The organism is Ramlibacter sp. G4-7, from assembly GCF_057784995.1.
In genome coordinates this window covers 108,580-135,242 of record NZ_JBYNTT010000007.1, presented here as the reverse complement: position 1 = coordinate 135,242, position 26,663 = coordinate 108,580, and the positions used below count along the sequence as shown (strand labels likewise).

The 26,663-nt window shown below is 70.6% G+C and carries 26 protein-coding genes; 10 read left to right on the top strand and 16 right to left on the bottom strand.

Annotation, left to right across the window (positions count from 1 at the left end):
• Positions 1-15 precede the first annotated feature (15 nt).
• The gene (locus AC3EGR_RS11645; RefSeq protein WP_488546635.1) at positions 16-1,308 is read left to right on the top strand and encodes a PQQ-dependent sugar dehydrogenase; all 1,293 of its coding nucleotides are present in this window, start codon (positions 16-18) and stop codon (positions 1,306-1,308) included.
• Here AC3EGR_RS11645 and AC3EGR_RS11640 read toward each other — a convergent pair.
• Positions 1,293-1,448: a hypothetical protein gene (locus AC3EGR_RS11640; RefSeq protein WP_488546634.1), complete on the bottom strand. Its 156-nt coding sequence runs from the start codon at positions 1,446-1,448 to the stop codon at positions 1,293-1,295. The two genes, AC3EGR_RS11645 and AC3EGR_RS11640, sit on opposite strands and share 16 nt — an antisense overlap.
• Positions 1,449-1,574: 126 nt before the next feature.
• A complete protein-coding gene (locus tag AC3EGR_RS11635) occupies positions 1,575-2,045 on the bottom strand; it encodes an Lrp/AsnC family transcriptional regulator (RefSeq protein ID WP_488546633.1) in 471 nt (156 codons plus the stop codon).
• Between the two features lie 84 nt (positions 2,046-2,129).
• Here AC3EGR_RS11635 and mdeB point away from each other — a divergent pair, with 84 nt between their 5' ends.
• The 4 genes from mdeB (at position 2,130) to AC3EGR_RS11615 (ending at position 6,497) form a co-directional block, all read left to right on the top strand.
• Positions 2,130-4,694 (top strand): alpha-ketoglutarate dehydrogenase, encoded by a 2,565-nt coding sequence (gene mdeB / locus AC3EGR_RS11630; RefSeq protein WP_488546632.1) that lies wholly within the window; start codon positions 2,130-2,132, stop codon positions 4,692-4,694.
• A 99-nt stretch (positions 4,695-4,793) separates the two neighbouring features.
• Positions 4,794-5,606, top strand: coding sequence for a creatininase family protein (locus AC3EGR_RS11625; protein ID WP_488546631.1), 813 nt, complete (start codon positions 4,794-4,796; stop codon positions 5,604-5,606).
• A gap of 85 nt (positions 5,607-5,691) precedes the next feature.
• Positions 5,692-6,183, top strand: a complete 492-nt coding sequence (locus AC3EGR_RS11620; RefSeq protein WP_488546630.1) for a CBS domain-containing protein — start codon at positions 5,692-5,694, stop codon at positions 6,181-6,183.
• Between the two features lie 146 nt (positions 6,184-6,329).
• Positions 6,330-6,497 carry a hypothetical protein gene (locus AC3EGR_RS11615; RefSeq protein ID WP_488546629.1) on the top strand — a complete coding sequence of 56 codons (168 nt, stop codon included), beginning with the start codon at positions 6,330-6,332 and terminating at the stop codon, positions 6,495-6,497.
• A 91-nt stretch (positions 6,498-6,588) separates the two neighbouring features.
• Here the strand turns inward: AC3EGR_RS11615 and AC3EGR_RS11610 are convergent, their stop codons facing one another.
• The 4 genes from AC3EGR_RS11610 to AC3EGR_RS11595 all read right to left on the bottom strand — a co-directional run bounded on the left by AC3EGR_RS11610 (position 6,589) and on the right by AC3EGR_RS11595 (position 9,747).
• A complete protein-coding gene (locus AC3EGR_RS11610) occupies positions 6,589-6,879 on the bottom strand; it encodes a KGG domain-containing protein (protein ID WP_488546628.1) in 291 nt (96 codons plus the stop codon).
• Between the two features lie 136 nt (positions 6,880-7,015).
• The gene (locus AC3EGR_RS11605; RefSeq protein WP_488546627.1) at positions 7,016-7,399 is read right to left on the bottom strand and encodes a thioredoxin family protein; all 384 of its coding nucleotides are present in this window, start codon (positions 7,397-7,399) and stop codon (positions 7,016-7,018) included.
• A gap of 31 nt (positions 7,400-7,430) precedes the next feature.
• Entirely contained in the window at positions 7,431-9,059 is a 1,629-nt protein-coding gene (locus AC3EGR_RS11600; RefSeq protein ID WP_488546626.1) for a phosphoethanolamine transferase, read from the bottom strand.
• Between the two features lie 4 nt (positions 9,060-9,063).
• Positions 9,064-9,747 carry a phosphatase PAP2 family protein gene (locus AC3EGR_RS11595; protein ID WP_488546625.1) on the bottom strand — a complete coding sequence of 228 codons (684 nt, stop codon included), beginning with the start codon at positions 9,745-9,747 and terminating at the stop codon, positions 9,064-9,066.
• A gap of 56 nt (positions 9,748-9,803) precedes the next feature.
• Between AC3EGR_RS11595 and AC3EGR_RS11590 the strand changes: the two genes are divergently transcribed.
• The gene (locus AC3EGR_RS11590) at positions 9,804-10,490 is read left to right on the top strand and encodes a response regulator transcription factor (RefSeq protein ID WP_488546624.1); all 687 of its coding nucleotides are present in this window, start codon (positions 9,804-9,806) and stop codon (positions 10,488-10,490) included.
• Positions 10,487-11,857 (top strand): ATP-binding protein, encoded by a 1,371-nt coding sequence (locus AC3EGR_RS11585; protein WP_488546623.1) that lies wholly within the window; start codon positions 10,487-10,489, stop codon positions 11,855-11,857. Before AC3EGR_RS11590 ends, AC3EGR_RS11585 begins: the two co-directional genes overlap by 4 nt.
• On the opposite strand, the gene AC3EGR_RS11580 is transcribed toward AC3EGR_RS11585, so the two are convergent.
• Genes AC3EGR_RS11580 through AC3EGR_RS11545 form a run of 8 tightly spaced genes read right to left on the bottom strand, consistent with a single transcriptional unit; the run spans position 11,848 to position 18,491 of the window.
• On the bottom strand, positions 11,848-12,519 hold the full coding sequence (locus AC3EGR_RS11580; RefSeq protein ID WP_488546622.1) for a histidine phosphatase family protein: 672 nt from the start codon (positions 12,517-12,519) through the stop codon (positions 11,848-11,850). The two genes, AC3EGR_RS11585 and AC3EGR_RS11580, sit on opposite strands and share 10 nt — an antisense overlap.
• 49 nt (positions 12,520-12,568) lie before the next feature.
• Complete coding sequence (locus AC3EGR_RS11575) at positions 12,569-13,546, bottom strand: threonine dehydratase (RefSeq protein ID WP_488546766.1); 978 nt, start codon at positions 13,544-13,546, stop codon at positions 12,569-12,571.
• A 32-nt stretch (positions 13,547-13,578) separates the two neighbouring features.
• A complete protein-coding gene (locus AC3EGR_RS11570; protein ID WP_488546621.1) occupies positions 13,579-14,256 on the bottom strand; it encodes a VOC family protein in 678 nt (225 codons plus the stop codon).
• 1 nt (position 14,257) lies between these two features.
• A complete protein-coding gene (locus AC3EGR_RS11565; RefSeq protein WP_488546620.1) occupies positions 14,258-15,124 on the bottom strand; it encodes a PhzF family phenazine biosynthesis protein in 867 nt (288 codons plus the stop codon).
• Between the two features lie 4 nt (positions 15,125-15,128).
• Positions 15,129-15,749, bottom strand: a complete 621-nt coding sequence (locus AC3EGR_RS11560) for a glutathione S-transferase family protein (RefSeq protein ID WP_488546619.1) — start codon at positions 15,747-15,749, stop codon at positions 15,129-15,131.
• Positions 15,743-16,951, bottom strand: coding sequence for an aminotransferase-like domain-containing protein (locus AC3EGR_RS11555; RefSeq protein ID WP_488546618.1), 1,209 nt, complete (start codon positions 16,949-16,951; stop codon positions 15,743-15,745). The genes AC3EGR_RS11560 and AC3EGR_RS11555 overlap by 7 nt, the downstream gene beginning before the upstream one ends.
• Complete coding sequence (locus AC3EGR_RS11550; protein WP_488546617.1) at positions 16,948-17,880, bottom strand: DMT family transporter; 933 nt, start codon at positions 17,878-17,880, stop codon at positions 16,948-16,950. Before AC3EGR_RS11550 ends, AC3EGR_RS11555 begins: the two co-directional genes overlap by 4 nt.
• Positions 17,877-18,491: a LysE family translocator gene (locus tag AC3EGR_RS11545; protein WP_488546616.1), complete on the bottom strand. Its 615-nt coding sequence runs from the start codon at positions 18,489-18,491 to the stop codon at positions 17,877-17,879. Before AC3EGR_RS11545 ends, AC3EGR_RS11550 begins: the two co-directional genes overlap by 4 nt.
• A gap of 127 nt (positions 18,492-18,618) precedes the next feature.
• Between AC3EGR_RS11545 and AC3EGR_RS11540 the strand changes: the two genes are divergently transcribed.
• Positions 18,619-20,061, top strand: a complete 1,443-nt coding sequence (locus AC3EGR_RS11540; protein ID WP_488546615.1) for an aminotransferase-like domain-containing protein — start codon at positions 18,619-18,621, stop codon at positions 20,059-20,061.
• A 3-nt stretch (positions 20,062-20,064) separates the two neighbouring features.
• Here AC3EGR_RS11540 and AC3EGR_RS11535 read toward each other — a convergent pair whose 3' ends face one another.
• Together AC3EGR_RS11535 and AC3EGR_RS11530 are read right to left on the bottom strand one after the other, a co-directional pair.
• Positions 20,065-21,786, bottom strand: coding sequence for a phospholipase D-like domain-containing protein (locus AC3EGR_RS11535; RefSeq protein WP_488546614.1), 1,722 nt, complete (start codon positions 21,784-21,786; stop codon positions 20,065-20,067).
• An 85-nt stretch (positions 21,787-21,871) separates the two neighbouring features.
• Positions 21,872-23,743 (bottom strand): ATP-binding cassette domain-containing protein, encoded by a 1,872-nt coding sequence (locus AC3EGR_RS11530; protein ID WP_488546613.1) that lies wholly within the window; start codon positions 23,741-23,743, stop codon positions 21,872-21,874.
• 112 nt (positions 23,744-23,855) lie between these two features.
• Between AC3EGR_RS11530 and AC3EGR_RS11525 the strand changes: the two genes are divergently transcribed.
• Positions 23,856-24,308 carry a (2Fe-2S)-binding protein gene (locus AC3EGR_RS11525; RefSeq protein ID WP_488546612.1) on the top strand — a complete coding sequence of 151 codons (453 nt, stop codon included), beginning with the start codon at positions 23,856-23,858 and terminating at the stop codon, positions 24,306-24,308.
• Positions 24,305-26,581, top strand: coding sequence for a xanthine dehydrogenase family protein molybdopterin-binding subunit (locus tag AC3EGR_RS11520; protein WP_488546611.1), 2,277 nt, complete (start codon positions 24,305-24,307; stop codon positions 26,579-26,581). The genes AC3EGR_RS11525 and AC3EGR_RS11520 overlap by 4 nt, the downstream gene beginning before the upstream one ends.
• Positions 26,582-26,663 lie beyond the last annotated feature (82 nt).

Genomic DNA, 26,663 nt, shown 5'->3' with positions numbered 1-26,663 from the left:
ATGCACACTGGGCAGATGGTACGAGCCCGTTCCCTGTCCCTGGTGGTGGTGGCGCTGCTGGTTGGCTGCGGCGACATGTCCAAGCTGCCGGAATCCGCCGCCTGGGGCCCGCAGCCGCAGTTGCCCGCGCCCTCGCACAGCCTCCTGCCCACGGTGCACATCGCGCCCGCGGAAGGCTGGCCGGCGGACGGCAAGCCGGTCGCCGCCAATGGCGCCGCGGTCACCCCCTTTGCCCGCGGCCTGGAGCACCCCCGCTGGCTGCTGGTGCTGCCCAACGGGGACGTGCTCGTCGCCGAATCGAACGCGCCCGCCCCGCCGCCCGGGCAGGAGGAAAAGGGCCTGAAGGCCTGGGCGATGAAGCTGGTGATGAAACGGGCCGGCGCCGGCGTGCCCAGCCCGGACCGCATCGTGCTGCTGCGCGACGCCGACGGCGACGGCGCCGCGGAACAGCGCACCGTGCTGCGTGAGGGCCTGCACTCACCTTTCGGCATGGCGCTCGTGGGGCCGTACCTGTACGTCGCCAACGCCGATGCGCTGGTGCGCTTTGCCTTCAGCCCGGGGCAGACGCAGCTGGCGGGCACGCCCGAAAAGGTCACCGACCTGCCCGCCGGCACCAATCACCACTGGACCAAGGGCCTGGCGGCGAGCCCCGATGGCCGCAAGCTGTATGTCTCCGTCGGCTCGAACAGCAACGTCGCCGAGCGCGGCATGGAAGTGGAGGAAGGCCGGGCGGCCGTCTGGGAAGTGGACGTGGCGACCGGTGCCAAGCGCCTGTATGCCGGCGGCCTGCGCAATCCGGTCGGCCTCGCCTTCGAGCCGCGCAGCCGGCAGCTCTGGGCCGTGGTGAACGAGCGCGACGAACTTGGCAGCGACCTGGTGCCGGACTACCTCAGCTCCGTGCGCGAGGGCGCTTTCTATGGCTGGCCCTGGAGTTACTGGGGGGCGAACGTGGATGCGCGCGTGCAGCCGCCCCGGCCCGACATGGTGGCCAAGGCCATCGCGCCGGACTTCGCCCTGGGCAACCACGTGGCGCCCCTGGGGCTCGCGTTCTCGGACGGCGGCGCGTACGTGGGCGAGCACGGCTCCTGGAATCGCAAGCCGCGCAGTGGTTACAAGGTGGTGTTCGTTCCCTTCGCGGAAGGGAAACCGGCCGGACCGCCGCGGGAGGTGCTCACGGGATTCGTGAGCCCGGAAGGCAAGGCCTGGGGCCGTCCCGTGGGCGTGGCGCTGGATCGCTCCGGTGCGCTGCTGGTGGCGGACGACGTCGGCGGCGTGGTGTGGCGCGTGGCGCCTCAGCTGCAGAAGTAGGTCAGCGCCATCGCCGTGAGGGACGGGCCGCGGGTGCACTGGTCCAGCGACGCGACGACCATGAGCGCCAGCGAAGGCCAGAAGGCGCGGTTCCAGCTCTCGCGCCAGGCCCAGTCAGTGATCGTGTGCAGCGTTTCCATGAAGACATGGTCGCTGCGCGGGCGGGGCTTGTGATTCGGAGCAAGCCGCGTCTGAATGGTCGCGCACGGCTACGCGCCGGTCAGTCCCGCGCGCGCCGGTTAGGCGCCAGGTACTACAGGTGTCGGTCAGGGCCGCACGGGCAGCGGGAGAGCCGTCTTGTAGCGGACCTGCTTGAGCGCGAAGCTCGACCGGATCTTCTCGATGCCGGGAATCGGCGTCAGCTGCTCCAGGATGAAGCGCTCCAGGGCCGCGATATCCGGAACCGCCACGCGGATGAGGTAGTCGCTGTCGCCGGTCATGAGATAGCACTCCATCACCTGCTCGTGTTCCGCGATGCGCTGCTCGAACTCGGCCAGGGACTGCTTGGACTGCGTCTTCAGGCTGATGCTGATGAAGACGTTCAGGCCCAGGCCCAGCAGCTTGGCGCTGGCCAGCGCCACGTAGCGCTCGATCACGCCGGCCTGCTCGAGCGCCTTGACCCGGGCCAGGCAGGGCGACGGCGACAGGTGCACGCGGCGCGCGAGCTCCACGTTGCTGAGTGCGCCGTCCTGCTGCAGCTCGGCCAGGATGCGTAGGTCGATGGCGTCCAGAAGCATGATCGCGGCATTTTATGCTGCTGCTCGGCGGTTCGCGGACGTTTTCGGTAGCCCATGCGGCCTCTCGCGGCCTAGAGTGCCGGCATGGCCGATGACAGCATCACCCGTTACCTGGCGGACGAAACCGGAGACGCCGACCCGATCGAGACGGCGGAATGGCGCGACGCCTTCCAATCCCTCGTTGCGACGCAGGGGGCTGCGCGGGCGCGTTTCATCCTCGACCAGCTCGCCGTGCTGGCCCGCCACCCCGGCGTCGCCTGGTCGCCCGAACTGGTCACGCCGTACGTGAACACGGTGCCGGTGGACAAGCAGCCGGTGTTCCCGGGCGACCTGGCGATCGAGGAGAAGCTCGCGTCCCTCATGCGCTGGAATGCGTTGGCCATGGTGGTGCGCGCGAACACCGCGTACGGCGAGCTGGGCGGGCACATCGCCAGCTATGCGAGCGCCGCCGACCTGTTCGAGGTGGGCTTCAACCACTTCTTCCGGGCCCGGAACCAGGCGCAAGGCGGTGACCTCGTGTTCTTCCAGCCGCACAGCGCGCCCGGCGTGTATGCGCGCGCCTTCCTCGAGGGGCGCCTCACCGAGGACGACCTCGCCCACTACCGCCAGGAGATCACGGCCCCGGGCGATGGCGCGCGCGGCCTCTCCAGTTATCCGCATCCCTGGCTGATGCCGGACTTCTGGCAGTTCCCGACCGGCTCCATGGGCATCGGCCCCATCAGCTCGATCTACCACGCGCGCTTCATGCGCTACCTCACGCACCGGCAGCTGGTGGACTGCGAAGGGCGCAAGGTGTGGGGCGTGTTCGGCGACGGCGAGATGGACGAGCCCGAGAGCATGAGCGCGCTCACGCTGGCGTCGCGCGAGAAGCTGGACAACCTGGTGTGGGTGGTGAACTGCAACCTGCAGCGCCTGGACGGCCCGGTCCGCGGCAACGGCCGCATCGTTGACGAGCTGGAGAAGCTGTTCCGCGGGGCCGGCTGGAACGTGATCAAGCTGCTGTGGGGCAGCGACTGGGACGGCCTGTTCGCGCGCGACACGAGCGGCGCGCTGGTGCGGGCCTTCGCGCATACGGTCGACGGCCAGATGCAGACCTTCGCCGCCAAGGACGGGCGCTTCAACCGCGAGCACTTCTTCGGCCAGGACGACGAACTCAAGCGCCTGGCGCAGGGCATGACCGACGAACAGATCGACCGGCTGAAACGAGGCGGGCACGACCTGGTGAAGATCCATGCGGCCTATGACGCGGCCGCGAAGCACCGCGGGCAACCGACGGTGATCCTCGCCCACACCAAGAAGGGCTACGGCATGGGCACGGCCGGCCAGGGCCGCATGACCACGCACAGCCAGAAGAAGCTGGACGACGCGGCGCTGCTGGAATTCCGCAACCGCTTCAACCTGCCGGTGTCCGACGAGCAGGCCCGCACGCTCGCCTTCCACAAGCCGGCCGAGGACAGCCCCGAGATGCGCTACCTGCACGCCAGGCGCACCGCGCTGGGCGGCTACCTGCCCCGGCGCGAGACCGCCTGCGAGGTGGTGCCTGTGCCCGAGGCGGCGTCGTACGCGCAGTTCGCGCTGCAGGCCGACGGCAAGGAGATGTCCACCACCATGGCCTTCGTGCGCATGCTGGGCGGGCTCCTGAAGGACCTGCGCCTGGGGCCGCGCATCGTGCCGATCGTGGCCGACGAGGCGCGCACCTTCGGCATGGCCAACCTGTTCAAGCAGGTGGGCATCTATTCCAGTGCGGGCCAGAGCTACGAGCCCGAGGACATCGGCTCGGTGCTCTCGTACCGCGAGGCGCTGGACGGCCAGATCCTGGAGGAGGGCATCAGCGAGGCCGGCGCCATCGCGAGCTGGACGGCCGCGGCCACCAGCTACAGCGTGCATGGCGTCGCCATGCTGCCGTTCTACATCTACTACTCCATGTTCGGCTTCCAGCGCGTGGGCGACGCGATCTGGGCCGCGGCCGACCAGCGCGCGCGCGGCTTCCTGCTGGGGGCGACATCGGGCCGCACCACGCTGGGCGGCGAAGGCCTGCAGCACCAGGACGGCAGCAGCCACCTGGTCGCCGCCACCATCCCCAACTGCAAGGCCTACGACCCCGCCTTCGCCGGCGAGCTGGCGGTGATCGTCGACCGCGGCATGCGCGAGATGCTGGTGGACCAGCGCGACGTCTTCTACTACGTCACGCTCATGAACGAGAACTACGCGATGCCCGACCTGCCGCCGCAGGCGCGGGAGGGCGTGATCCGCGGGGGCTACCGGCTCGGGCGTTACGGCCAGGGCGAGCCGCGGGTGACGCTGCTCGGATCCGGGGCCATCCTCACCGAGGTGGTGCGCGCGGCGCAGCAGCTCGCGCAGGAAGGCATCACCAGCGAGGTCCTGAGTATCACCAGCTGGAGCGAACTCGCGCGGGACGGCGCCTACGCCTCGGAACTGCTGGCCGGCACGCGCGGGCCCCTCGTCGCCGCCAGCGACTACGTGTGCATGGTGCCGGAAGCGATCCGGCGCTTCGTTGCGCCGGGGCGCGGCTACACCACCCTGGGCACCGACGGCTTCGGCCGCAGCGACACGCGCGCGGCGCTGCGCGGGTTCTTCGGCGTGGATTCGGGCAGCATCGTGCGGGCGGCACAGCACGCGCTCGCGTGATGCGGTAGGGTTCGCTTCGCCCACCAGGGCCGCTAGGGCGGCCCGTCGTGGGGTGGTGGTGAGGCGGCGCAGCGCCGGACCCCACCGTAAACTCCCCCCATGGCACTTCCCTCCCGCTACTGGGCCGACCTCGCCACCACCGATTTCGCCGGCCTGGACCCGGCGACCACGGTGGCCGTCCTGCCGCTGGGCGCCACCGAGCAGCACGGCCCGCACTTGCCGCTGGCCGTGGACCAGTGCCTGGTCGACGGCATCGTGCAGCGCGCGTTGCCGCACCTGCCCGAGCAATCGCGGGTGCTGGTGCTGCCGACCCAGCAGGTCGGCTACAGCCCCGAGCACGCCGACTTCCCCGGCACGCTCACCCTGCCGATCGAGACGGTGATAGCGACCTGGGTGGCGCTGGGCGCTTGCGTGGCCCGTGCCGGCGTGCGCAAGCTGCTGCTGTTCAACGCCCACGGCGGCCAGGTGAGCGTGATGGACATCGTGGCGCGCGAGCTGCGCATGCGGCACGACCTGATCGTGTACAGCGCCAGCTGGTGGAACCTGCCGCTGGGCGACGCGGTGAACGGCCTGTTCCCCCCGGACGAACATCGCTTTGGCGTGCACGGCGGCGACATGGAGACCTCGCTGATGCTGGCGCTCGCGGCCGGCCGGGTGCGCATGGCGCAGGCGCGCGATTTCCCGTCCAGCTCGCGCGAGCGGGCTGCGCAGTACGCGGTCCTGGGCAACGGCCGCAGCGCCAAGCTCGGATGGGCCATGCAGGACTACAACGGGCAGGGCGCCGCCGGCGATGCCGCCGCGGCGACGGTGGAGAAAGGGCAGGCCGTGCTCGACGCGGCAGCCCGCCAGCTCGCGCTGCTGCTGCAGGAGATTGCGCTGCTGCCGCTGGCCACGCTGGTCAGGCGCAGCTAGCGCGTCCTACACCAGCTTGCGAAGGGGCCGACAGCGCGCTCCCGGCGCGTCGCTAGATTCGGGGGATCCCTTCAAGGAGCTGGCAATGACGACGGTGGCTGATGTCATGACGCGCGACGTGCGCACCCTGGGCCCGGACGACTCGGTGGTCGATGCGGCGCGCTGCATGGACGAACTCAACGTGGGCGTGATCCCCGTGTGCGAGGGCGAGAAGCTCGTGGGCATGGTCACGGACCGCGACATCGTCGTGCGCGGGGTGGCGGTGCAAGGCGAACTGCGCAACATGAAGCTGGCCGACGTGATGAGCGGCCACGTGCGTTGTGCCCACGAAGGCGACGACGTGGACAAGGTGCTGGCCGAGATGGCCGAAGCGCAGATCCGCCGCCTGCCGGTGGTGGACGGCAACGACCGCCTGGTGGGCATCGTGTCGCTGGGCGACATCGCCGCCAAGAACCCGGAGGACGAGGTGGACGTGGCCATGTCGCTGGGCGACATCTCCACGCCGGCGGAACCGGACCGGTCGGAGACTGGCAGCCAGCAGTCGCAATCCCAGACCCAGTCCCGGTCGCAGCACTGAGCGCCCGTGCCGCCTGTCGGCGGCAGCGTCCGCCTGCGGGCGGGAGAGTTGGCGCGCGGCCACAAGGGCGCGCAGCAAGTCGCGCTCCCCCGAACGGGTCACGCCGCTGTCATGCGCCCTGCCTACACTGCAAGGCAGGTCCACCCATGCGCTTCTCCTCCGCCATCAAGCCAGCGTCGCCGCCGATCGAAGCGCGGCGCGAGGAGCCGGTGCGGGACCTGCCGCAACCCGCGGTCGCGCCCGGCCAGGACCTCCCCGAGGACCTGGACGCGCGCGTGCGACTGATCGGCGAGTGGCAGCTCGGCGAAGACTGAGCCCGGCCGCCGCCTGAAAACAAGGCCGCTTTGCGCGGCCTTGGAGCTGGACAGGATGGCCGTTGCGGGCCATCCGTGGGGCTGCCACGCCTTACTGCGAACTGCCGCTGCCGCCGTGCGAACCGCCGCTGTTGCCGCCGCCCGCGTGCGAGCTGCCGCTGCCGCTGGACTGGTTCACGGCGTTGCGGCGGTTGGCGCTGCGTGCCATGCCGCCCTTGCGGCCGGCTTCACGCGCCTCTTCGGACGTGAACTCGTGCGCCGTGCCCTTTTCGTGGGCTGCGCGACCACCTTCGCTGGCAATTTCCCGTTGACGCTGCGGGTCCATGGAAGCGAAGCCGCGGTTGGATTTGCCGCCCTGGTTGCCCTGATTATTGGAAGCCATGATGAGGATCTCCTTGCAAACTGAATGTTGGAACTGCATGACCGGTCTGCGCCAGCCATGCTGTGATTGAGCTTGCAAGTGCGCACTCCGCTCGTCAGGCGTCCATGGAGCCGCTTGTAGGAGCTTTCCTGCCTCGTCAGAGCACGGTGCGCGGCAGGACCTCGGTGCGCAGCCGCGCGAGGAGCGCGTTGGCTTCGGCCGGAACCCCCGGATCGGGGGCCGGTTGAGCGCGCAGGCGCGCCAGCAGCCGGGTGAACTGGGTGCCCAGGGGCGGGATGGGTGCGAGGTACATCACCTCGTCGCCGCGAGCGACCAGCAGGGTGGGGAAGGTCTCGATGTCGACTTCGCCCATCGTCTCGTCCTCGTCCTCGACGTCGACCCAGGCGAAGCGCATGGCCGGATGCGCGCGCGCCTGCGCGGTGAACTGCGGCAGCCATTCGCGGCACACGCCGCACCAGGCGGCGCACAGGCACGCGACCCACCAGGTGGCTGGTTCTGCGTCTCCCGGGCTGCTGTCCATGCGGGCAGTTTATCCGGGCCGCGCGCTGCCCTCAGGAAGGTGCGCAGTCGGCGTACGGATCGAGGGGACGGCGGTAGGCCGACGTGGCGACCTGCATCAGTCCCAGCACCGAGTGGAACAAGGCATCGTGCGTGATGCGCGTCTGCGCCGCTGCGCGCAGGCAGGTGGTGGCGATGCCGCTGGCTCGCTCGAAGCCGGGAGACAGCCACGTGATCCACGGGACGTGCTTCTGCACGTCGGGGGCCAGGGCGTAGGGCAGCCCGTGCAGGTACAGGTTGTTCTCGCCCAGGGACTCGCCGTGGTCCGCCACGTACAACAAGGCGGTGTCGTAGTCGGCGCGTTGGCGCAGCCAGCCGATCGTCGAACCCAGCACGTGGTCGGTGTACGCGATCGTGTTGTCGTAGGCATTGCGCAGCGCCGCCGGGTCGCAGTCCGGCAGGTGGCTGCTGGTGCACTCGGGCAGGAAACGCTTGAAGGCGGGCGGCGTGCGTTCGGCGTAGGCCGGGCCGTGGCTACCCATCTGGTGCATGACCAGGACCACGCCCTTCTGGCGCCGTTGCGCCGGCAAGGCCGCGAGGCGCTCGTCGAGGCCGGAGAGCAGGATTTCGTCCCGGCATTCGCCGCCTGCACAGAGCTTGGGGTCGTTCAGGCCGGAGGTGTTCACGTTCGGCACCCGGTCGCACACCCCCTTGCAGCCGCCCGCCTGGTTGTCGATCCACAGGACCGCCAGGCCAGCGTGTTGCAGGACGTCCATCAGGTTCTCGCTGTCGCGGTCGCGCGCGAGGAAGCCCTCGCGACCGAGCGGCGAGAACATGCAGGGCACCGAAGCCGCCGTGTTGGTGCCGCAAGCCCACGCGTTGCGGAAGCTCGCGACGCCCGCGCGCGCGAGTTCCGGCGTGGTGTCGCGGGGATAGCCGTTGATGCCGAAATTGCCGCTGCGGCCCGTCTCCCCCAGCACCAGCACCAGCAGCCTGGGCTTTCCCGCCGAAGGAAGCAGCCTGGCGTCGCGGCCGGTGGGAAGCAGCGGGCCCTGGATGCGGCGGTCCCCGACCGCGGTCTGGCCGAAGGCCCACACGCTGTTGAGCGGGTTGATCAGGTAGCGCAGTTGCTTGTGGTTGCGCATGGTCGACGCGAGCGGCTGGAAGCTCAGCAGGACGAAGACGACCACCGCGGCCAGCCCCGCGAAGGTGCCCAGCACATTGCGCCACGCCTGCTGCTTCCAGGGCCGGTGCGCCAGCGGCGCACGCCACAGGATCCATGCCGGCAAGGCGGCCCCGAGCAGCATGACCGTCGCCAGCGGCCACGTCAGCAGGCCCCGCACCTCGCGCCAGTCCGTCTGCAGCGTGTTGGTCGCCATCGTGCTGTCGATGACGATGTGGAAGGTCCACATGTAGTACGCACCGCCGGCGGAGACGAACAGCAGCAGGGTGACCATTGGCTTGAGCAGCGGCCGCCAGTTCGCGAGGCTCAGGAGGGCGAACAGCGCCGCCGCCACCATGCCGGCGAGGGTGAGCACGAGCAGCCAGCCGCCACGCGCGTCGACCAGGCCGAGCGCCTGCAGTTCGCGCCACAGGGCGGCGTTGCCCACGGTGCCCATCCAGACGCTGGCGGCGCCCACGACGGCGGCGGGCGGAACGCCCCGCCGCTCCCGGTCACTCACGTTCTCAAGCTCCTTCTACATTCCAGGTGCGCGGCCATGCGACCTGCAGCAGGCAGGCAACGGCCCAGCACACGAAGGCGGACCAGAGAGTATGGCTCATGAAATGCGCGCCGCGCCACTGCTGGACCAGGCCCAGCAGCAGTCCGGCGCAGAGCGCGCCGGCCAGCCAGCGGCGGGCGAGGGCGGGGTGCGAGACACGGAACGCGAAGAAACCGCCGACGAAGGTGAAGCCGGATGCCGCGTGGCCGGCGGGAAAGCAATGCCCGCTGCCGCCGTCGGTGGCCGGGTACCAGTGCGACACGTAGCGTGCGAACCCGCCGAATTCCGCCAGGTCCCAGGGGCAGCTGGTCAGGCTGCCACTCTTGAGCACGGCCACCGCAAGAGCGCCGAAGAGGCAGGACAGGGCGAGCTGCAGGCGTTCGCGCTGGCCGATGCCGGCCAGCGGACCCAGGGGCCACCACACCGCGAGGCACAGGGCCAGGGCCAGGGCCCAGGCCAGGAGGCGGCCGCCTTCGTGGAACGCGACCGCGAGCAGCCAGCTGTCACGCCAGGGAAAGCCGCCGGCACCGCCGGCCAGCCGGGCGAGCGCCAGGTCCAGGCCGCTCGCATCCCAGGCGAGCGCCAGGCCAGCGAGCGCAAGCGTGATCCCACTGGCCGCGGCCAGCCCCTCCGACGTTCTCGTTGTCATGGGCGCGGATGTTGCGGGGGGCGCCTTAAGTCGTCCTTAACGGCACAATCGGCCCCATGCGCGTGCTGGTGGTGGAGGACGACCGGGGCATCGCGGACGGCCTGGCGGCCCACCTGGGTCGCGCCGGCCACGCGGTGGACTGCACGCCGGGCCTGGCGCCGGCGTGGCGTGCCCTGCTGTCCGAGTCCTATGACGTGGTCCTGCTGGACCTGGGGCTGCAGGACGGCGACGGCACCGACTTGCTGCGGCGCTTGCGGCGCGCGCCCGCCGGGCGGCTGCCCGATCCGGCCACGCCCGTGTTGATCATGACGGCCCGCGACCAGGTCGCCTCCCGCATCGAGGGCCTGGACCTGGGCGCCGACGACTACATCACCAAGCCGTTCGACCCCGACGAACTCGCCGCCCGCATCCGCGCTCTCACGCGCCGGCTGGCGGGGCGGGCCCAGACCACGCTGCGCTATGGCGAGCTGGAGATCGACCCCGCGGCGCGCACGGTGCTCCGGGCGGGCGAGCCGGTGGAGCTTTCGGCCCGCGAGTTCTCGGTGTTGCTCGCGCTGATGGAGTCGCGCCCGCGCGTGCTGTCGCGCGCGCAGATCGAGGGCAAGCTCTACAACTTCGAAAGCGCGCTCGAAAGCAATGCGATCGAAGTGCACGTGCACCGCTTGCGGCGCAAGCTGGGCGAAGGCGTGGTGCGCACCGTGCGCGGTGTCGGCTACTACGTTCCCGCGGAGCCGACGGCGTGAGAGGGTTCGGGCAGCCGACCCTGTCGCGCCACCTGCTCGCCTGGGCGCTCGGCGCGCTCACGGTCGTGTGGGCGACCTTCATCGTGTTCGCCCACATGACCGGCGAGCACGAGGCCGACGAACTGACCGACGGGCACCTGGCCAGCGTCAGCTCGCTGCTGTTGCCGCTCGCCCCCGAGGGCCTGGAGCCGGAGGGGAACCCGCCGGTGCGGCCCGGCCCGAACCCGAACGGCAAGGACCTGCGCACGCACGACTACCAGCGCTCGCTGACGGTGCTGGTGTGGGACGCGAAGGGACGCCTGCTCTCCCATACCGGCGATGCGCCGGCCCCGCCCTTCGACGCGGGCGAGGGCTTTGCCACCTTGCAACTGGGCGATCCGCCGCAGGGCTGGCGCACCTTCTCCCGCTGGGACGCGCAGCACGCCTTCAAGCTGACCGTGATGCTGTCGATCGCGGAACGCGAGGAGCTGGCGGCCGACATCGCCGGCCAGGTGACCCAGCCGGGGCTGTGGCTGCTGCCCGTGGTGGCGCTGCTGCTCGGACTGGCCATCCACCGCGGGCTGCGGCCCATGCGCGAGCTGGCCGCGCAAGTCCACGCCCTGGACACCCACGCGGCGCAGAAGATCGAGGCGAAGGTGCGCTTCCGGGAGTTGGCCGCCACGGTGGACGCGATCAACCGCCTGGTCGAGCGTTACCACGGCGCGCTGACGCGCGAGCGCGCCCTGGCCAACGAGTTCGCGCACGAACTGCGCACGCCGCTGGCCTCGATCGCGCTGCAGGCGCGCGCCGTGCAGGAGGCGCCGCCCGGCCCGGCGCAGCACGCCGCACTCGCGCAGCTGAGTGCGGGCGCGCTGCGGGCGGGCGATGTGCTGGCGCACCTGCTGGCGCTGGCGCGCGCGAGCCGCGCGGAACTGGACGAGTCCGCCGAGTCCGTGGACCTCGATGAAGTCGCCCGCCACGTCGTCGCGGACTTTGCGCCGGACGCGCACGCCGGCGGCCGCGAGCTGGGGCTGTCCAGCCCCGGACCCTTTCCGCTTTCCGGGCACCCCGTCCTGCTGGAGCTCGCACTGCGCAACCTGGTGCAGAACGCGCTGGCGCACACGCCGCGCGGCACCCGGGTGGAGGTGGAGCTGGACCCGTCGCAGCACTGGGTGCAGGTCAGCGACGATGGCCAGCGGCACCAGGACCAGCGGGACGTCGGTGCATCGCCGGGCATGCAGCCCCTGCGCCTGGGCCTGGGGCACCGCGTGGTGGAGAAGGTCGCGGCGCTGCACGGAGCCCGCTTCGAGCCCAACGTTCCGCTCGCGGGCGAACGCCGGGGCTGGCGCATCCGGTTCGGCGAGCCGGCGCCCGGCCTTCAGGTGTAGGTGACCCAGTCCCGCCAGGCCGGCCCATCCAGGTGCGGGATGGCGTTGAAGCACACCAGCATGTGGCGTTTCGGCGTGAAGACGAATTCGGTGACCGCGGTGTTGCGGATGCGCATGTTCAGGTCGATCGTCGCCTCGGGCCTGGCGCCGAGGACGTGTGCGACGGCGGTGGAGATCGGGCCGCCGCTGGTGACCACCAGCACGTTCTGCCCGTAGTGGTTGGCGCGCACGTGGTCGAGTGCGCCCGCCACGCCGGCGACGAAGTCGACATAGCTGGGCATGCCCGCGGGGCTGGCCGTGCCGGCCATCCAGCGCGCCAGGCCGTCGCGCAGCAGCCGGAAGTGGTGGCGCACCATCTCCGGGGAGGTCGGCTTCTGCAGCTTGTGCGGGTGCACGGTGGCGATCACCGCCTCGCTGTCGTATTCGTTCAGCCCCTCCCAGGACAGGTGCTCGCCCGCGTGGTCCATGCCTTGCAGGATGCCTTCCAGGGTCTGCTTGTGGCGGCGCAGCGTCCCTGCGATCAGGCCGTCGAAGCGCACGCCGCGTTCGGCGAAGTACTCGCCCAGGCGCACGCTCTGGCGCTGGCCGAGCTCGCTCAGCTGGTCGTAGTCGTCGGCGCCGAAGGAGGCCTGACCGTGGCGGACGAGATAGAGGGTACCCATGCGGGCATTCTGGCAAAGCGGGACGCGCGCGGGCGTCCCAGCGGCGACTTCAGCGCGCCCACGCGCCGCCGAGTACCCGGGCGAACACCTCGCTGTCGACGTTGCCGCCGGTGAGCGCGAAGCCCACGCTGCGGCCGCCGGCACGCGCCCGGTCGCGGATCGCGGCGGCAAGTCCGGCCGCGCCCGCGCCTTCGGCCACGTTGTGCGTGTCCGTGAACAGGATGCGCATGGCTTCGGCCACTTCCTCGTCGTCGACGGCGACGATGTCCTCGGCTTCGCGCAGGACGATCTCCAGTGCTTCCGCGTCGGCGATGCGGCAGGCCATGCCGTCGGCCAGCTGCGTGGCCACCGGCGACTCCACGACGCGTCCGGTGCGAAACGACTCCAGGTAGGTGGTCGCATGGGCGGAGACCACGCCGACCAGGCGGCTGCCGCGTCCGGTATAGGCGCGTGCCGCCGCGGCGGCGCAGAAGCCCGAGCCCTGGCCGATGGGAACGTAGACGACCGCCGGCTCCTCGCCCGGCGGGAAGCTCTCGAAGAATTCCACCCAGTAGCTCATCACGCCCAGCACCAGGTCGCGGTGGAAGGAGGGCACCATGTGCAGCCCGCGCTCGGCGGCAAGCGCCATGGCATGCTCGCGCGCCGCCTGGAAGTCCTCGCCGTGCTCCAGCAGCGTGACGCCCAGCGCGCGCATCGCGGCGTTCTTCTCCACCGAGTTGCCGTGCGGCACCACGATGGTCGCCTGCAGGCCGAAGCGGCGGGCGCCCCAGCCCACCGACTGGCCGTGGTTGCCGCGCGTGGCGCAGATCACGCCGCGCACGGCCGGCTCGCGGCGCACCAGGGCGTCGAAGTAGGTCATGCCGCCGCGCACCTTGAAGGCGCCGGCCGGCGTGTGGTTCTCGTGCTTCACCCAGACCGTGCCGCGCAGGCGCTCGCGCAGCAAGGGCCAGGCGTATTGCGGCGTGGGCGGCACGAAGCGATGCACGGTGGTGCGGGCCTGTTCGACCTCCTCGCGGCGAAAGTCCATCGCGGCGCCATCGTGGGAATGCAGGGTCATCGTCACAGTCCTTGCGAGGCCAGCTTCACCCGGCCCCGGGGGGTGTCGAACACGGCGCACAGGCCGGCGTCGCCTTGCTTGATGGCCACGCCTTGCATGCCGACGGCCTCGTAAGCGGTGCGCAGCCTGGCGGCCTGCGGGTGGCAGGCGGTGAGCGCTTGCAGGGTCACGCCCGACTCCGGCAGGGCGGACGCCGGATGCGTGTCGCCCCACTCGATCAGCGTGGGCAAGGCGCCTTGCAGCAGGCGCTGGCCGTCTTCGCGCAGGGTGATCTGCCAGGACAGCAGCCCCCGCGCCGTCATGCGCGAAGCGGCCACCGGCTCGCCGCGTTCCAGCCCCAGCTTGCGCCAGGCCGCGACCGCGGCGCTGGCGTCCGCAACGCTGGCGACGAAGTGCAGCAGCCGCGGGCCCTGGCGCGCGAGCGTGTCGCGCACCGTCTCGTCGTCCAGGTCGAACCAGCGCCGCCCGCGCTGCGGATGGCGCCCGGGCTGCACGGCGATGATCTCGAAGTAGGCCCGCGGATAGTCCACGGTGGCAACGCGCAGCAGGCGGTTGTGCGTTCCCATGAGCGCGTGCTCGCCGCCGGGGCCGGGCACCACGCCCAGCGTGGCTTCGCACCAGGCCGCGCCCTGTTCCAGGTTCGCGGCCCCGACGACGAGGTGGTCGACCCGCGCATTCATTTCAGAGCCTCACTTGCCCTTGCACGCAGGTGACCGAAGCGCCACCGATCCAGGTCTCGCCGCCGTCGTCCCGTTCGACGTGCACGCGGCCGGCGCGGCCCAAGGCCGTCCCCTGGCTGGCCACGTAGCGGCGCGGGGCGATGCCTGCGCCGATCAGCCATTGCGCGAGCGCCGCGTTCAGGCTGCCCGTGACCGGGTCTTCCGCCATGCCGTTGTTGCCGGGAAAGAAGGCGCGCACCTCGAAGGCGATTTCATCGCCCGCCGGGCGGGAACCCACGACACCGACCTTGCCGCGCGGACCCACCACGCCGATGTCCAGCCCGGCGAGGACGGCCGCGTCCGGCTTCAATGCCAGCACCTGATCGGCCGACTTCAGCAGCACGCCGCGCCAGTTGGGGCCGTTGTCGCACCATGCGTGGCCGACGATGTCGTCGCGCGCCACGCCGAGGCCACGCGCGATCAGCACCACGTCCTCCTCGGGCAGCGGCCCGCTCTTGCGCAGCGGCGGCGCGGCGAAGGCGAGGCGTTGCCCGTCGCGGCGCAGCTTGACGAGGCCCACGCCGCACTCCTGCACGACGACCTCGCCCCGGGGCTTGCCACCGGCCCGCAGCCAGGCATGGCAGCTGCCCAGCGTCGGGTGGCCGGCGAAGGGAAGTTCGCGGCCGGGACTGAAGATGCGCACGCGGTAGTCGGCCCCGGGCTGCGTCGGCGGCAGCAGGAAGGTGGCTTCGGACAGGTTGGTCCAGTTGGTGAAGTGCTGCATCTGCGCGTCGGACAGCCCTTCGCCATCGAGGACGACGGCGAGCGGGTTGCCGCGGTAAGGCAGCTCGGTGAACACGTCGACTTGCTGGAAGGGACGCAGGCGCATGGTGTCAGCTCAGGGGAACGTCGAGGGCGCCGCGGGCGGCGGGCGATTGCCGCAGGCCTTCGTACCAGCGGCGCAGGTGCGGGTGGCCGGGATGCTCCAGCGGCAGGCCCCACCAGCGGTGCATCTCGCAGGCGATGGGGAGGTCGGCCATGGTGAGGTGATCGCCGGCCATGTAGGGGCTTTGCGCAAGATGCGCATCGAGCACGCGAAGCAGGGGCTCGGTGGTCGCCACCGACGCGGCGATCGCCTGCGGATCGCGCTTGTCCTCGGGCGTGCGGATCCACTGGATGAAGGCGTCGCGGCCGGCGGGGTTGAGCGTGGTCTGCTGCCAGTCCATCCAGCGTTCCGCATCGAAGCGGGTGCGCAGGTCCTGCGGATAGAGGCCGCCCTGGGGATGCTTCGCGCACAGGTAGCGCACGATGACGTTGGACTCCCACAGCACGAAGCCGTCGTCCTCCAGTGTCGGCACCAGCGCGTTCGGGTTGCGCGCCAGGTACTCGGGCGTCTTCGTGATGCCGAAGGCGGCGCCGGCATCGATGCGCTCGAACGGCAGCCCCAGGACCTGCGCGGTGAACACCACCTTGCGCACGTTGATGGAGGAGATGCGGCCCCAGATCCTCAGCATGCCGAGGACCTCCCGAGCGCTGCGCGTATCGTGGCGGCCAGCGCCGCGATGCCCGTGTCAACCTGCTGCACGGAGGCCGTCACGAAGGACAGGCGCAGGGTGCGCGTGTCTGGCGCGCCGGCGTAGAAGGGCGCGCCCGGCACGAAGGCGACACCGCGCTCCACCGCCTCGGGCAGCAGCTGCACGGCGTCGACACCGGCGGGCAGGCGGGCCCACAGGAACATGCCGCCTTCGGGCGCGTTCCACTGCACGTCGAGGCCGCGCATCTCGCGCTCCAGCGCCGCCAGCATCGCGCCGCGCTGCGCCTTGTACAGCGCGCGGATGGTGGGCACGTGCCGATCGAGGAAGCCATCCTGCAGCACCTCGGCGACCATGCGCTGGTTGAAGCTGGGGCTGTGCAGGTCCGCGGCCTGCTTGGCCTGCAGCAGCTTGGGAAAGACGGCCGCCGGCGCGACCACGTAGCCCAGGCGCAGGCCAGGCGCCAGCACCTTGGAGAAGGAGCCCAGGTAGATCGTGCCTTGCGGGTGGCGCGAAGCGAGGCTGGCCGGCGGCGGCGCGTCGAACCAGAGTTCGCCGTAGGGGTTGTCCTCCACGATCGGCAAGGCCAGCTCGCGGGCGGTCTGCACCAGCGCCAGCCGGCGCGGCTCGCTCATCGTGCGGCCGGTGGGGTTCTGGAAGTTGGGCAGCACGTAGAGGAAGCGGGCGCCGTCGCGCTGGCGGGCCAGGTCGGCCACGTCGATGCCTTCGGCGTCGCTGGCGATGCCGACGGGTTCGGGCTCCATCGGCGCGAAGGCCTGCAGCGCGCCCAGGTAGGTCGGGGTCTCGACGAGCACGCGGCTGCCTTCGTCGAGCAGCACCTTGGCGACGAGGTCCAGGCCTTGCTGCGAGCCGGTGGTGATCAGCACCTGGTCGGCGTCGACCTTCCAGGGCAGCATCCGCGCGACCTGCTCGCGCAGCGGCCGGTAGCCTTCGCTGGCCGCGTACTGCAGGGCGCCGGCGCCATCGCTGCGCAGCACCTCGGCACAGGCCTGGCCGAAGGCGTCGACCGGGAAGGTGCGCGGGGAGGGCAGGCCGCCGGCGAAGCTGATGATGCCGGGCCGTTCGGTGACCTTGAGGATCTCGCGCAGGACGGACGGGTTCATGCGCTCGGCGCGGCGCGCCAGGATCCATTGCGAGGCGGACGGCAGGTCGTGGGGCTTCATCGGGGCTCCAGGGCAGGGGTCAGGGCAGAGGCGGGACGGACGGCGGGCCGCACGGGCATGCGCCGGCCCAGGAACACGGTGGCGATCACGCCGAGTGCGAAGCCGAGCGTGACGGCGTCCAGCCGCTCGCCGAGCAGCGGCACCGCGAACAGCATGCTGAGGAAGGGCTGCACCAGCTGGACCTGGCTCACGCGCACCGTGCCGCCCAGGGCGAGGCCGCGGTACCAGGCGAAGAAGCCGATCCACATCGAGAACAGCGAGACGTAGCCGAAGGCCCACCAGGCGCTGGCCGGCAGCGGCACGGTCGGGCGCGTCCACAGCGACAGGGGCAGCGTCAGCGGGCAGGCGATGACGAGCGCCCAGCAGATGACGTGCTCGGCGCGCATGCGTTGCGATAGGCGCGCGCCGTAGCCATAGCCGATCGCGGCGCAGGCCGTCGCGACGAGCAGCAGGCCGTCGGCGAGGTGCAGGCGCAGGCCCTGGCCGGATCGCAGCAGGGCGAAGGCGATGACGAGGCTGCTGCCCGCCAGCGCGCAGGCCCAGAAGCCCGCGGAGGGGCGCTGGCGGTGCAGCAGGGCGCCGACCAGCGCGGTCGCCAGCGGCAGCACGCCGATGATCACGCTCGCATGCACGGCCTCGACGTGGCGCATGGCCACCGAGGTGAAGAGCGGAAAGCCGAACACGACGCCGCCGGCCGTGAGCACCAGCGGCCACCAGTCCTCGCGTCGCGGCAAGGGTGCGCGGGTGGCGAGCAGGAAAACAGCCGACAGCGCCGCGGCGACGGCCGCGCGCCCCAGCGCGATGAACACGCCCGACATCAGCGGCGAGTGCGGCGTGCCGACCGCCAGCCGCGTCATGGGCAGCGTCAGCGCGAAGATCGCGACACCGAGGAACCCGAGCCAGAGGCCGCGCCGTTCCGCCGCGTTCATACCGTCACCATCCACGCCGCCGTGCCGGCAAGCACCAGCGCCAGCGCACGGTTGAACCAGAGCAGGCGGCGGCCGTGCGCCAGCCACTGGCGCAGCATCGAGCCCACCAGTGCGTAGGTGAAGTTGCTGGTGAAGGCGAACACCAGCATCACCGCGCAGATGATCGCGAGCCGCTCGCCCGGGTTGGGTGCGGGTTGGCCGCCGACGTTCACGACCCAGCCGGCGGTGAGCGTGAGCGCGAGCATCCAGGCCTTGATGTTGACGAACTGCAGGCCCACGCCTTGCCAGAAGGTGACGTTCAGGCGGCGCGCGTCCACCTCCGCCATCTGGCCGGCGCGTGCGACACGCCAGGCGAGCCAGAGCATGTAGCCGATCCCCGCGAACTTCAGCGCCCAGCGCAGCGCGGGCACCCCCAGCACCATGGCGCCCAGTCCGAGGCCGCTGACGGCCATCAGCAGCGTCCAGCCGGTGGGCACGGCGATGCAGAAGCGCATGGCGCGCCGCAGCCCGCCGTTGGCAGCCAGGGCCGTCGACAGGGTGGTGTTCGGGCCCGGCGAGAAACTCATCGCAGTGCAGAACACGAGCAAGGCAGTGATCTCGGTCGCGCTCACGGGTGGCAGTGGGATTGCAAGGACATGCGGCTCAATGTAATCTGCGGCACCAATACACGGCCCATACACTTTCCCAGCTCACCAGCGGAAGTGTATTGGCCGCCATGCCAGTACACGAGGAATCCCCATGCTGATGAAGGCGTCGTCGCAGTCACTCACCGAGCAGCTGGCCGGCCGCTTCTCGGAGCGTATCCGCACGCGCCTGCTGGCGCCCGGCGCGCGCCTGCCTTCCGTGCGGCAGTGCGCCGAGCAGCACGGCGTCAGCCCGTCGACCGTGGTCGCGGCGTATGACCAGCTGCTGGCGCAAGGGCTGGTGGAGGCGCGCAAGAACCGCGGCTTCTTCGTGCGCGAGGCCACGGTGCCGGCGGCCGAGGAAGCGGTCCAGCCGACGCCATCGTCTCCCCAGGACTGGAACGCCGCCCACTGGATCGTGGCGCGCCGCGGGCCGGCGCCCGTGAATGCCACCTCGCTGATCCGCGGCATGTTCCACAAGATCAGCAACAAGCCGCAGCCTGGCATGGGCGTGTTCCCGTCGGACTGGCTGGAGACCACCTTCATGCCCGCGGCGGTGCGCAAGGTGACGGGCACGCGCATGCTGCACGACTTCTCGCTGCAGTACGGCGAGCCGCTGGGCGATTCGGGCCTGCGGCGTGCGCTCGCGACCAAGCTCGCCGGCCTGGACGTGCCGGCATCGCCGGAACACATCATCACGACGGTGGGCGCGACGCATGCGCTGGACATCGTCAGCCGCACGCTGCTGCGCCCCGGCGACCCCGTGATGGTGGAAGAGCCGGGCTGGGCGGTGGAGTTCGCCCGCCTCACCGCGCTGGGCATGCACCTGCTGCCGGTGCCGCGGCGCGCCGACGGGCCCGACCTGGACGTGATGGCGAAGTACTGCGCGGTGCACAAGCCCAAGCTGTACGTCAGCGTGAGCGTCTTCCACAACCCGACCAGCTACTGCCTGTCGCCCGGCAGCGCCCACCGCCTGCTGCAGCTGGCCAACCAGCACGACTTCCACATCGTCGAGGACGACACCTACAGCCACATCGCGCCGCCGCACGCCACGCGGCTGTCCTCGCTGGACGGCTTGCGCCGCACGATCTACGTCGGCGGCTTCGCCAAGATCCTCGCGCCCAACTGGCGCATCGGCTTCCTCGCGGCGCCACCGGCGCTGGTGGAGCAGCTGCTCGATACCAAGCTGCTGGCCACGCTGACGACGCCTGCCCTGCTGGAAAAGGCCCTCGCCTTGTGCATCGAGCAAGGGCAGCTGCGGCGCCACTGCGAACGCATCCGGACGCGGCTGGACCTCGCGCGTGCGCGCAGCGTCAAGCTGGCGCTGGGCGCGGGCTGCCGGTTCGCGGCGGAGCCGGCTGGCCTGTTCGGCTGGGTGGATACCGGCGTGGACACCGATGCGCTGTCGCAGCGCATGCTGGACGAGGGATATCTGCTCGCGCCAGGCGCGCTCTTCCACGCCGAACGCAAGCCGAGCACGCTGATGCGCATCAACTTCACGACGGCGCAGGATGCGGCGTTCTGGAAGAAATACGTGGAGATCACCCGCAAGCTCTGAGGCTCAGAGCATTTCGTCCGGCGCGAAGGGGCCGATCAGCTTCACCATGAGCTTCAGTTTGGTGCTCGCGCCCGGCTCGCTGGTCTCGTTGCCGAAGGTGGCGCCCGGCGGCGCGTGCCAGAAGAACTTGCCGTCCTGCCGCTCCAGCCGGTAAGCGGCGGTGGCGAGCGTGTTGTCGACCTGCCGGATCGCCTGCTGCGCCAGCGCCGTACTGCGCACCAGCAGACCGACCTCGCTGTTCTTCAGCTGCGAGCGCAGGTCCAGGTTCATGGAGCCGATCACCGACAGGTGCTGGTCGATGAACACCGCCTTGGAATGCAGGCTGGCGCGCGAGTGCGGCGTCGCGGCCTTGGAGCCGCCGGCGGCGCTGCCGAACCAGCCGCCGCTTCCCTTGCTCTTCTCCTTGCCCGAGCCGGAGCCCCCGAGAAGCTCGGCAGCCGTCTCCGGGTCGGAACGCATCTCGTACACCTCGATGCCCATGTTCAGCAGCCGCTCGCGATAGCGGGCATAACCGGCATGGGCGGCGGGCGCATCGTTGGACGCCATCGAGTTCGTGAGCACGCGGATGCGCACGTTGCGCCGCCGCAGTTCCTCGTACACGGCCATCATGCGCGGGCCCGGCACGAAGTACGGCGAGACGATCACCACCTCGCGCTGCGCGCCGCGCATCAGCTGCATGAGGCCGTCGACCACCGTCTCGCCCGCATTCACCTCGTCGTCGCCGGGGCCTACCTTGCCGGGCTGGTCCACGAGCAGGGTGGACGGCGCCCAGACGAGCGGAATCGTGCGCAAGTCCATCGGGGGCTTGTCGGCCTTCTGCGCCTCGCTCTGGTTCACGGAGGGCAGCACGGTGGGCGACGCCGTCACGGGCAGGACGGGTTTGACAGGCTGTGCCTGGCCGGCAACGGGCTGTCCGGCGGGTTCGGGTTTGCGCAACGCCTCGAGGTCCTCCGGATCGAGCAGCGTCTGCACCGGGTAGGCGAGCGGGTCGTTCCAGAAGCGGTCGAAGCTCGCCGCCATGTCGCGCACCACGCGGCCGGTGGCGAGCACGTCGAGGTCGACGAAGTTCTGCTTGTCGCCGCCGCCGAAATAGCGGTCGCCCAGGTTGCGCCCGCCGGTGATGCCCCAGGCGGTGTCGGCGAGGAAGAGCTTGTTGTGCATGCGCTTTTGCATGCGCTCCATGTCGTTGAGCGACGTGAAGAGGCGGCCCAGCATGTTGTCCCGTGGACCGGGCAGCGGGTTGAACAGGCGCATCTCCACGTTCGGCTCGAAGGCGAGGCGCAGCACCTGCGCGTCCTCGCCCACCGTGTTGAAGTCGTCGATGAGGACGCGAACACGCACGCCGCGGCGTGCGGCATCGCGCAGGCGCTGCAGGATCACCTCCGAACTGGCATCGGCATGGATCGCGTAGTACTGCAGGTCGAGCGAGCGCTGTGCGGCGTCGGCCAGGGCGAGACGGCTGGCGAGCGCCGCGTCGACGCTGTCCAGGAGGTAGAAGGCGGAATCGCTGCGCGTGACCGTCGCCGGCCGGCGCGCTTGCGACAGCTGGCCCAGCGCGGTCTGCTCGGGGTTTGCGAAGTAGGTGGAGTGGGTGCGGTTGGTGTTGGCCGGCAGGCTGGCGCAGCCGGTCGCCCATCCGAGGAAGAAGACCAGCACGGACCACCGCAGCAGCCGTGGCCAGGCGTGGGACGCAAGGGAGTCGGCGCGGGCGGCGGTCGTGTGCATGAGTGCAAGCGACTGTAGCCGCGACACTGCCGCGGCGGGCCTCTCGACAGGTCAGCTGGGGCCGTGACCGGTTGACGGTGGCAGCCTACAGCTGACCCAGCGTCTCCCAGCGCTCCAGCGCGGTCATGAGTTCTTCCTCGATCTTCTCGCTGCGCGTGACCAGCTGCGACGCGCGCTGCGGATCGTCGCGGTACACGGCGCCCAGGGCGAGTTCCTCCTGGATCGCCTTCTGCTCGCGCTCCAGCGCTTCGATCAGGCCGGGAAGCGCCTCGAGCTCGCGCTGCTCCTTGTAGCCCAGCTTGCGCCGCGCCGATGGTGCGGCAGCCGGTGGCGCCGCGGGCTTTTCGACCGGGGCCGCAGCGGCCGGAACCAGCGCGGCTTGCGCGAATTCGCGCGCGCGGCGGGACTGCACGAGCCAGTCCTCGACGCCGCCTTCGTACTCGCGCCAGCGCCCTTCGCCTTCGAAGGCGATCGTGCTGGTGACCACGTTGTCCAGGAAGGTGCGATCGTGGCTGACCAGGAACACGGTGCCCTCGTAGTCCTGCAACAGGTCCTCCAGCAGCTCCAGCGTGTCGATGTCCAGGTCGTTGGTCGGCTCGTCGAGCACCAGCACGTTCGCGGGCCGCGCGAACAAGCGCGCGAGCAGCAGGCGGTTGCGCTCGCCGCCCGAAAGGGAGCGCACGGGTGAGCCCGCGCGCGCCGGCGAGAACAGGAAGTCGCCGAGATAACTCTTCACGTGCTTGCGCTGCCGGCCGATCTCTATCCATTCGCTGCCGGGGCTGATGAAGTCCTCCAGCGTCGCATCGGGGTTCAAGGCCGTGCGCATCTGGTCGAAGTAGGCGACCTGCAGGTTGGTGCCGAGCCGCACGCGTCCTTCGTCCGGCGCGAGTTCGCCGAGGATCAGCTTCAGCAGGGTCGTCTTGCCCGCGCCGTTCGGGCCGACGACGCCGATCTTGTCGCCGCGCAGCAGCGTGGCGCTGAAGTCGCGCACCACGGGCTTGCCATCGAAGGACTTGGAGACACCGGCCAGTTCCGCGACCAGCTTTCCGCTCTGCTGGCCGGTGGCGACGTCCATGCTGACGCGGCCCACGGCGTCGCGTCGGGAAGCGCGGCGCTGCCGCAGCTGCTCGAGGCGGACGATGCGGCTTTGGGAGCGGGTACGGCGCGCCTCCACGCCCTTGCGCACCCAGACTTCCTCCTGCGCCAGCAGCTTGTCGGCTTTCGCATTGATCACCGCTTCCTGCGCCAGCTGCTCCTGCTTGAGCGTCTGGTATTGCGTGAAGTTGCCCGGATAGGTCAGCAGCTTGCCGCGGTCCAGTTCGACGATGCGCGTTGCGACCCGGTCCAGGAAGGCGCGGTCGTGCGTGATCAGGACCACGCTGCCGCGGAATTCCACCAGCAGGTTCTCCAGCCACTCGATGGAATCCAGGTCGAGGTGGTTGGTGGGTTCGTCCAGCAGCAGCACGTCGGGCCGGCGCACGAGGGCCTGCGCGAGCGCCACCCGCTTGCGGTTGCCGCCCGAAAGCGAACCGATGCGCGCCTGCGGATCCAGGTGCAGGCGGTGCAGTGTTTCGTCGACACGCTGGCTCCAGTTCCAGCCATCGTGCGCTTCGATGCGGCCTTGCAGCGCGTCGAGGTCGCCGCGCCCGTGGCTGTAGTCGTCGATCAGGGCGACCACGTCGGCGAGGCCGGACTGCACGGCCTCGAACACCGTGGCCTCGTCGGGCAGCTGCGGTTCCTGGGCGACGAACGCCGTGTGCAGGCCCTGCTGGCGCTGGATCTCGCCGTCGTCCGGACGTTCCAGTCCTGCAAGCATGCGCAGCAGCGAGGACTTGCCCGCGCCGTTGCGGCCGATCAGGCCCACGCGCTCCGTGCCTTCGAGCGAGAAGTCGGCGTGGTCCAGCAGCGGCACGTGTCCATAGGCCAGCTGCGCGTCGGCAAGGGTGATCAGAGCCATCGTGCGGGGGAAAAGCCAGCGAGCGTATCACCGCCGCCGCACTTGCAGTCACGGCGCTTCGCGTTACGGAAGGGCTTGGCTATAGTGGGACCAGCGTTGGAGGAGGGGTTTCGTGGAGCTGAATGTCAATGGCGCGCGCCTGCAGGTGCAGGCCGATCCCGCGATGCCCCTGCTGTGGGTGCTGCGCGACCTCCTCCAGCTGACGGGCACCAAGTTCGGCTGCGGCGTGGCCGCTTGCGGCGCCTGCACGGTGCGCGTGGACGGCCAGGCGGTGCGCTCGTGCGTGACGCCGGTGGGCAGCCTCGCGGGCAAGGCGATCCAGACGATCGAAGGCCTGGGCACGGACGCGAAGCCGCACGCGCTGCAGGTGGCCTGGATTGCGGAACAGGTGCCGCAGTGCGGCTACTGCCAGAGCGGCATGCTGATGGCCGCCGCGGCGCTGCTGGCGAAGAAGCCCAGACCGACCGACGCCGACATCGACGAGGCGATGACCAATATCTGCCGCTGCGGCACCTACCAGCGCGTGCGCGTGGCGATCAAGCGTGCGGCCGGGGTCAAGGCGTGATACGACGCACCTGGCTGCTGGGGACCACGGTTGGCGCAGGGGCGCTGCTGCTCGGGTGGGGCGCGTTGCCGCAACGGCCGCGGCTGGGGCTGGCATCCATGATGAGCGCGGGCGAGGGCGAGGGCGACATCGCACTCAATGGCTGGATCAAGATCCTCCCGGACAGCAGCGTGGTGTTGGCCATGCCCCGCAGCGAAATGGGCCAGGGCGTGCATACCGCGCTACCCCAGCTGGCCGCCGAGGAGCTCGACGTGCCGCTCACCAGTGTCCGCATCGAGCAGGCGGGCTGGGACACGGTCTACGGCAACGTCGCCATGCTGATCGGGAACCTGCCCTTCCACCCGATGGAGGCAGAACGCGAGGACGGCTTCGGGCGCGTGAAGGCGGGCCGGTGGCTGGTCGGCAAGGTCGCGCGCGAGCTGGGCCTGAATGCGACGGGGGGATCGTCGAGCGTGGCCGATGCCTGGGAAGTGGTGCGGCTCGCGGCGGCGACCGCGCGCGCTTCGCTGGTCGGCGCGGCGTCCTTGCAGTGGAAGTTGCCCGTGGAGGACCTGAAGGCGGAGCAAGGCGTGGTGTCGCACCCGTCCGGGTTGTCGCTGACTTATGGCGAGCTGGCGCGCGTCGCGGCTGCGACCCCGCCCGGGGACGTGAAGCTGAAGGATCGCAAGGACTGGCGCGTGATCGGGCAGCCCGCGCGGCGCCTGGACGTCCCGGCCAAGGTCAATGGCTCGGCACGGTTCGGGCTCGACGTGCGGCTGCCGGGCATGCGCTTCGCTGCACTGCGCCTCGCGCCCATGTTGGGCGGCGCACCGGGCCGCGTGGACGCGCAGGCGGCACTTCGCATGCCCGGTGTGGAGCGTGTCGTCACCTTGCCGGCTTATGCGGGCTCGACGGCCGGGATCGCGGTCGTGGCAGACAGCTACTGGCGCGCGCAGCAGGCCGTGGACGCCGTGGAGGTGGACTGGCTGGCGCGCCCGATTGGGGCGCTGGATTCGCGTCATGTGGACGGGGAACTGCGTCGCGCCGTTCGCGAGCGGGAGGGCTACCGCTTCTATGAGAGGGGTGAAGTGGATCGGCCTCAGGAGCCGGGTGCGCGGTCCGTCGAGGCCTGGTACAGCGCGCCTTTTCTGGCGCACGCAACGATGGAGCCGATGAACGCGACTGCGCGTGTCGGCGACGGTCGGGTCGAAGTCTGGGCGCCCACCCAGGTACCGCAGATGTGCCGCGCAGCTGCTGCACGCGTCGCCGGCGTGCCCGAGGACCGTGTCGACTTGCATGTGACGCTGCTCGGGGGCGGCTTCGGTCGCCGCCTGGAAGTGGATTACGTCGCGCAGGCAGTGCGGGTGGCCATGGACATGCCGGGCGTGCCGGTGCAACTGGTCTGGTCGCGCGAGCAGGACATGCGGCACGACTTCTACCGACCCATGCACGTCGCGCGGCTGCGCGCCGTGCTGGGTGCGCACGGCGAGCCGGTGGCGCTCCAGGTGAAGTCGGCTGGAGATGCGATCTCGCCACGCTGGATGGAGCGCGGACTGCCGGCGCTCGCCGGGCCGATCGACCTGCCGGACAAGACGGCGTCCGAAGGGCTGTTCGACCAGCCCTACGCGTTCGAGAACCAGCGCATCGAGCATGTATTCATGCATACCGGTGTTCCCGTCGGGTTCTGGCGGTCCGTGGGGCACTCGCACAACGCGTTTTTCACGGAGTCGTTCATCGACGAACTCGCCGCGGGGCTGGGGCGTGATGCGGTGGAATTCCGCCGTGTCCTCTTGCAGCGGGCCGCTCGCCATCGCGCCGTGCTGGATCTGGCGGCCGAGCGGGCGGGCTGGGGCTCGCGGCCCTTGCCTGCGGGACGCGCTCGCGGCGTGGCCTTGCACGAGAGCTTCGGCTCCGTCGTGGCCCAGGTAGCGGAGGTGTCGCTCGACAAAGGGCAGGTGCGCGTCCACCGCGTGGTGTGTGCGATCGACTGCGGCACGGTCGTGAACCCGCAGATCGTCGCCCAGCAGATGGAGGGTGCCGTCGTGTTCGGCTTGACGGCCGCACTGCACGGCCGCATCGACATTCGCGAGGGTGTCGTCCAGCAGGGGAACTTCCCCGAGTACCGCATGCTCACACTTCCCGCTGCGCCGCTGGTGGAAACGCACATCGTGCCTTCCGAGCGGCCGCCGTCGGGTGTGGGTGAGCCCGGTGTGCCGCCTGCGGCTCCCGCGGTCGCGAACGCGCTCTTTGCCCTCACGGGCCAGCGCCACCGGTCGTTACCAATCGAGCTGTAGGCCTGCGGGTTTTCCCTGTGCTATAGTCGCGGGCTCCGCTGACGAAGGCGCTGCGAAAGCAGCAAGCGACGGCAGCAGAGAA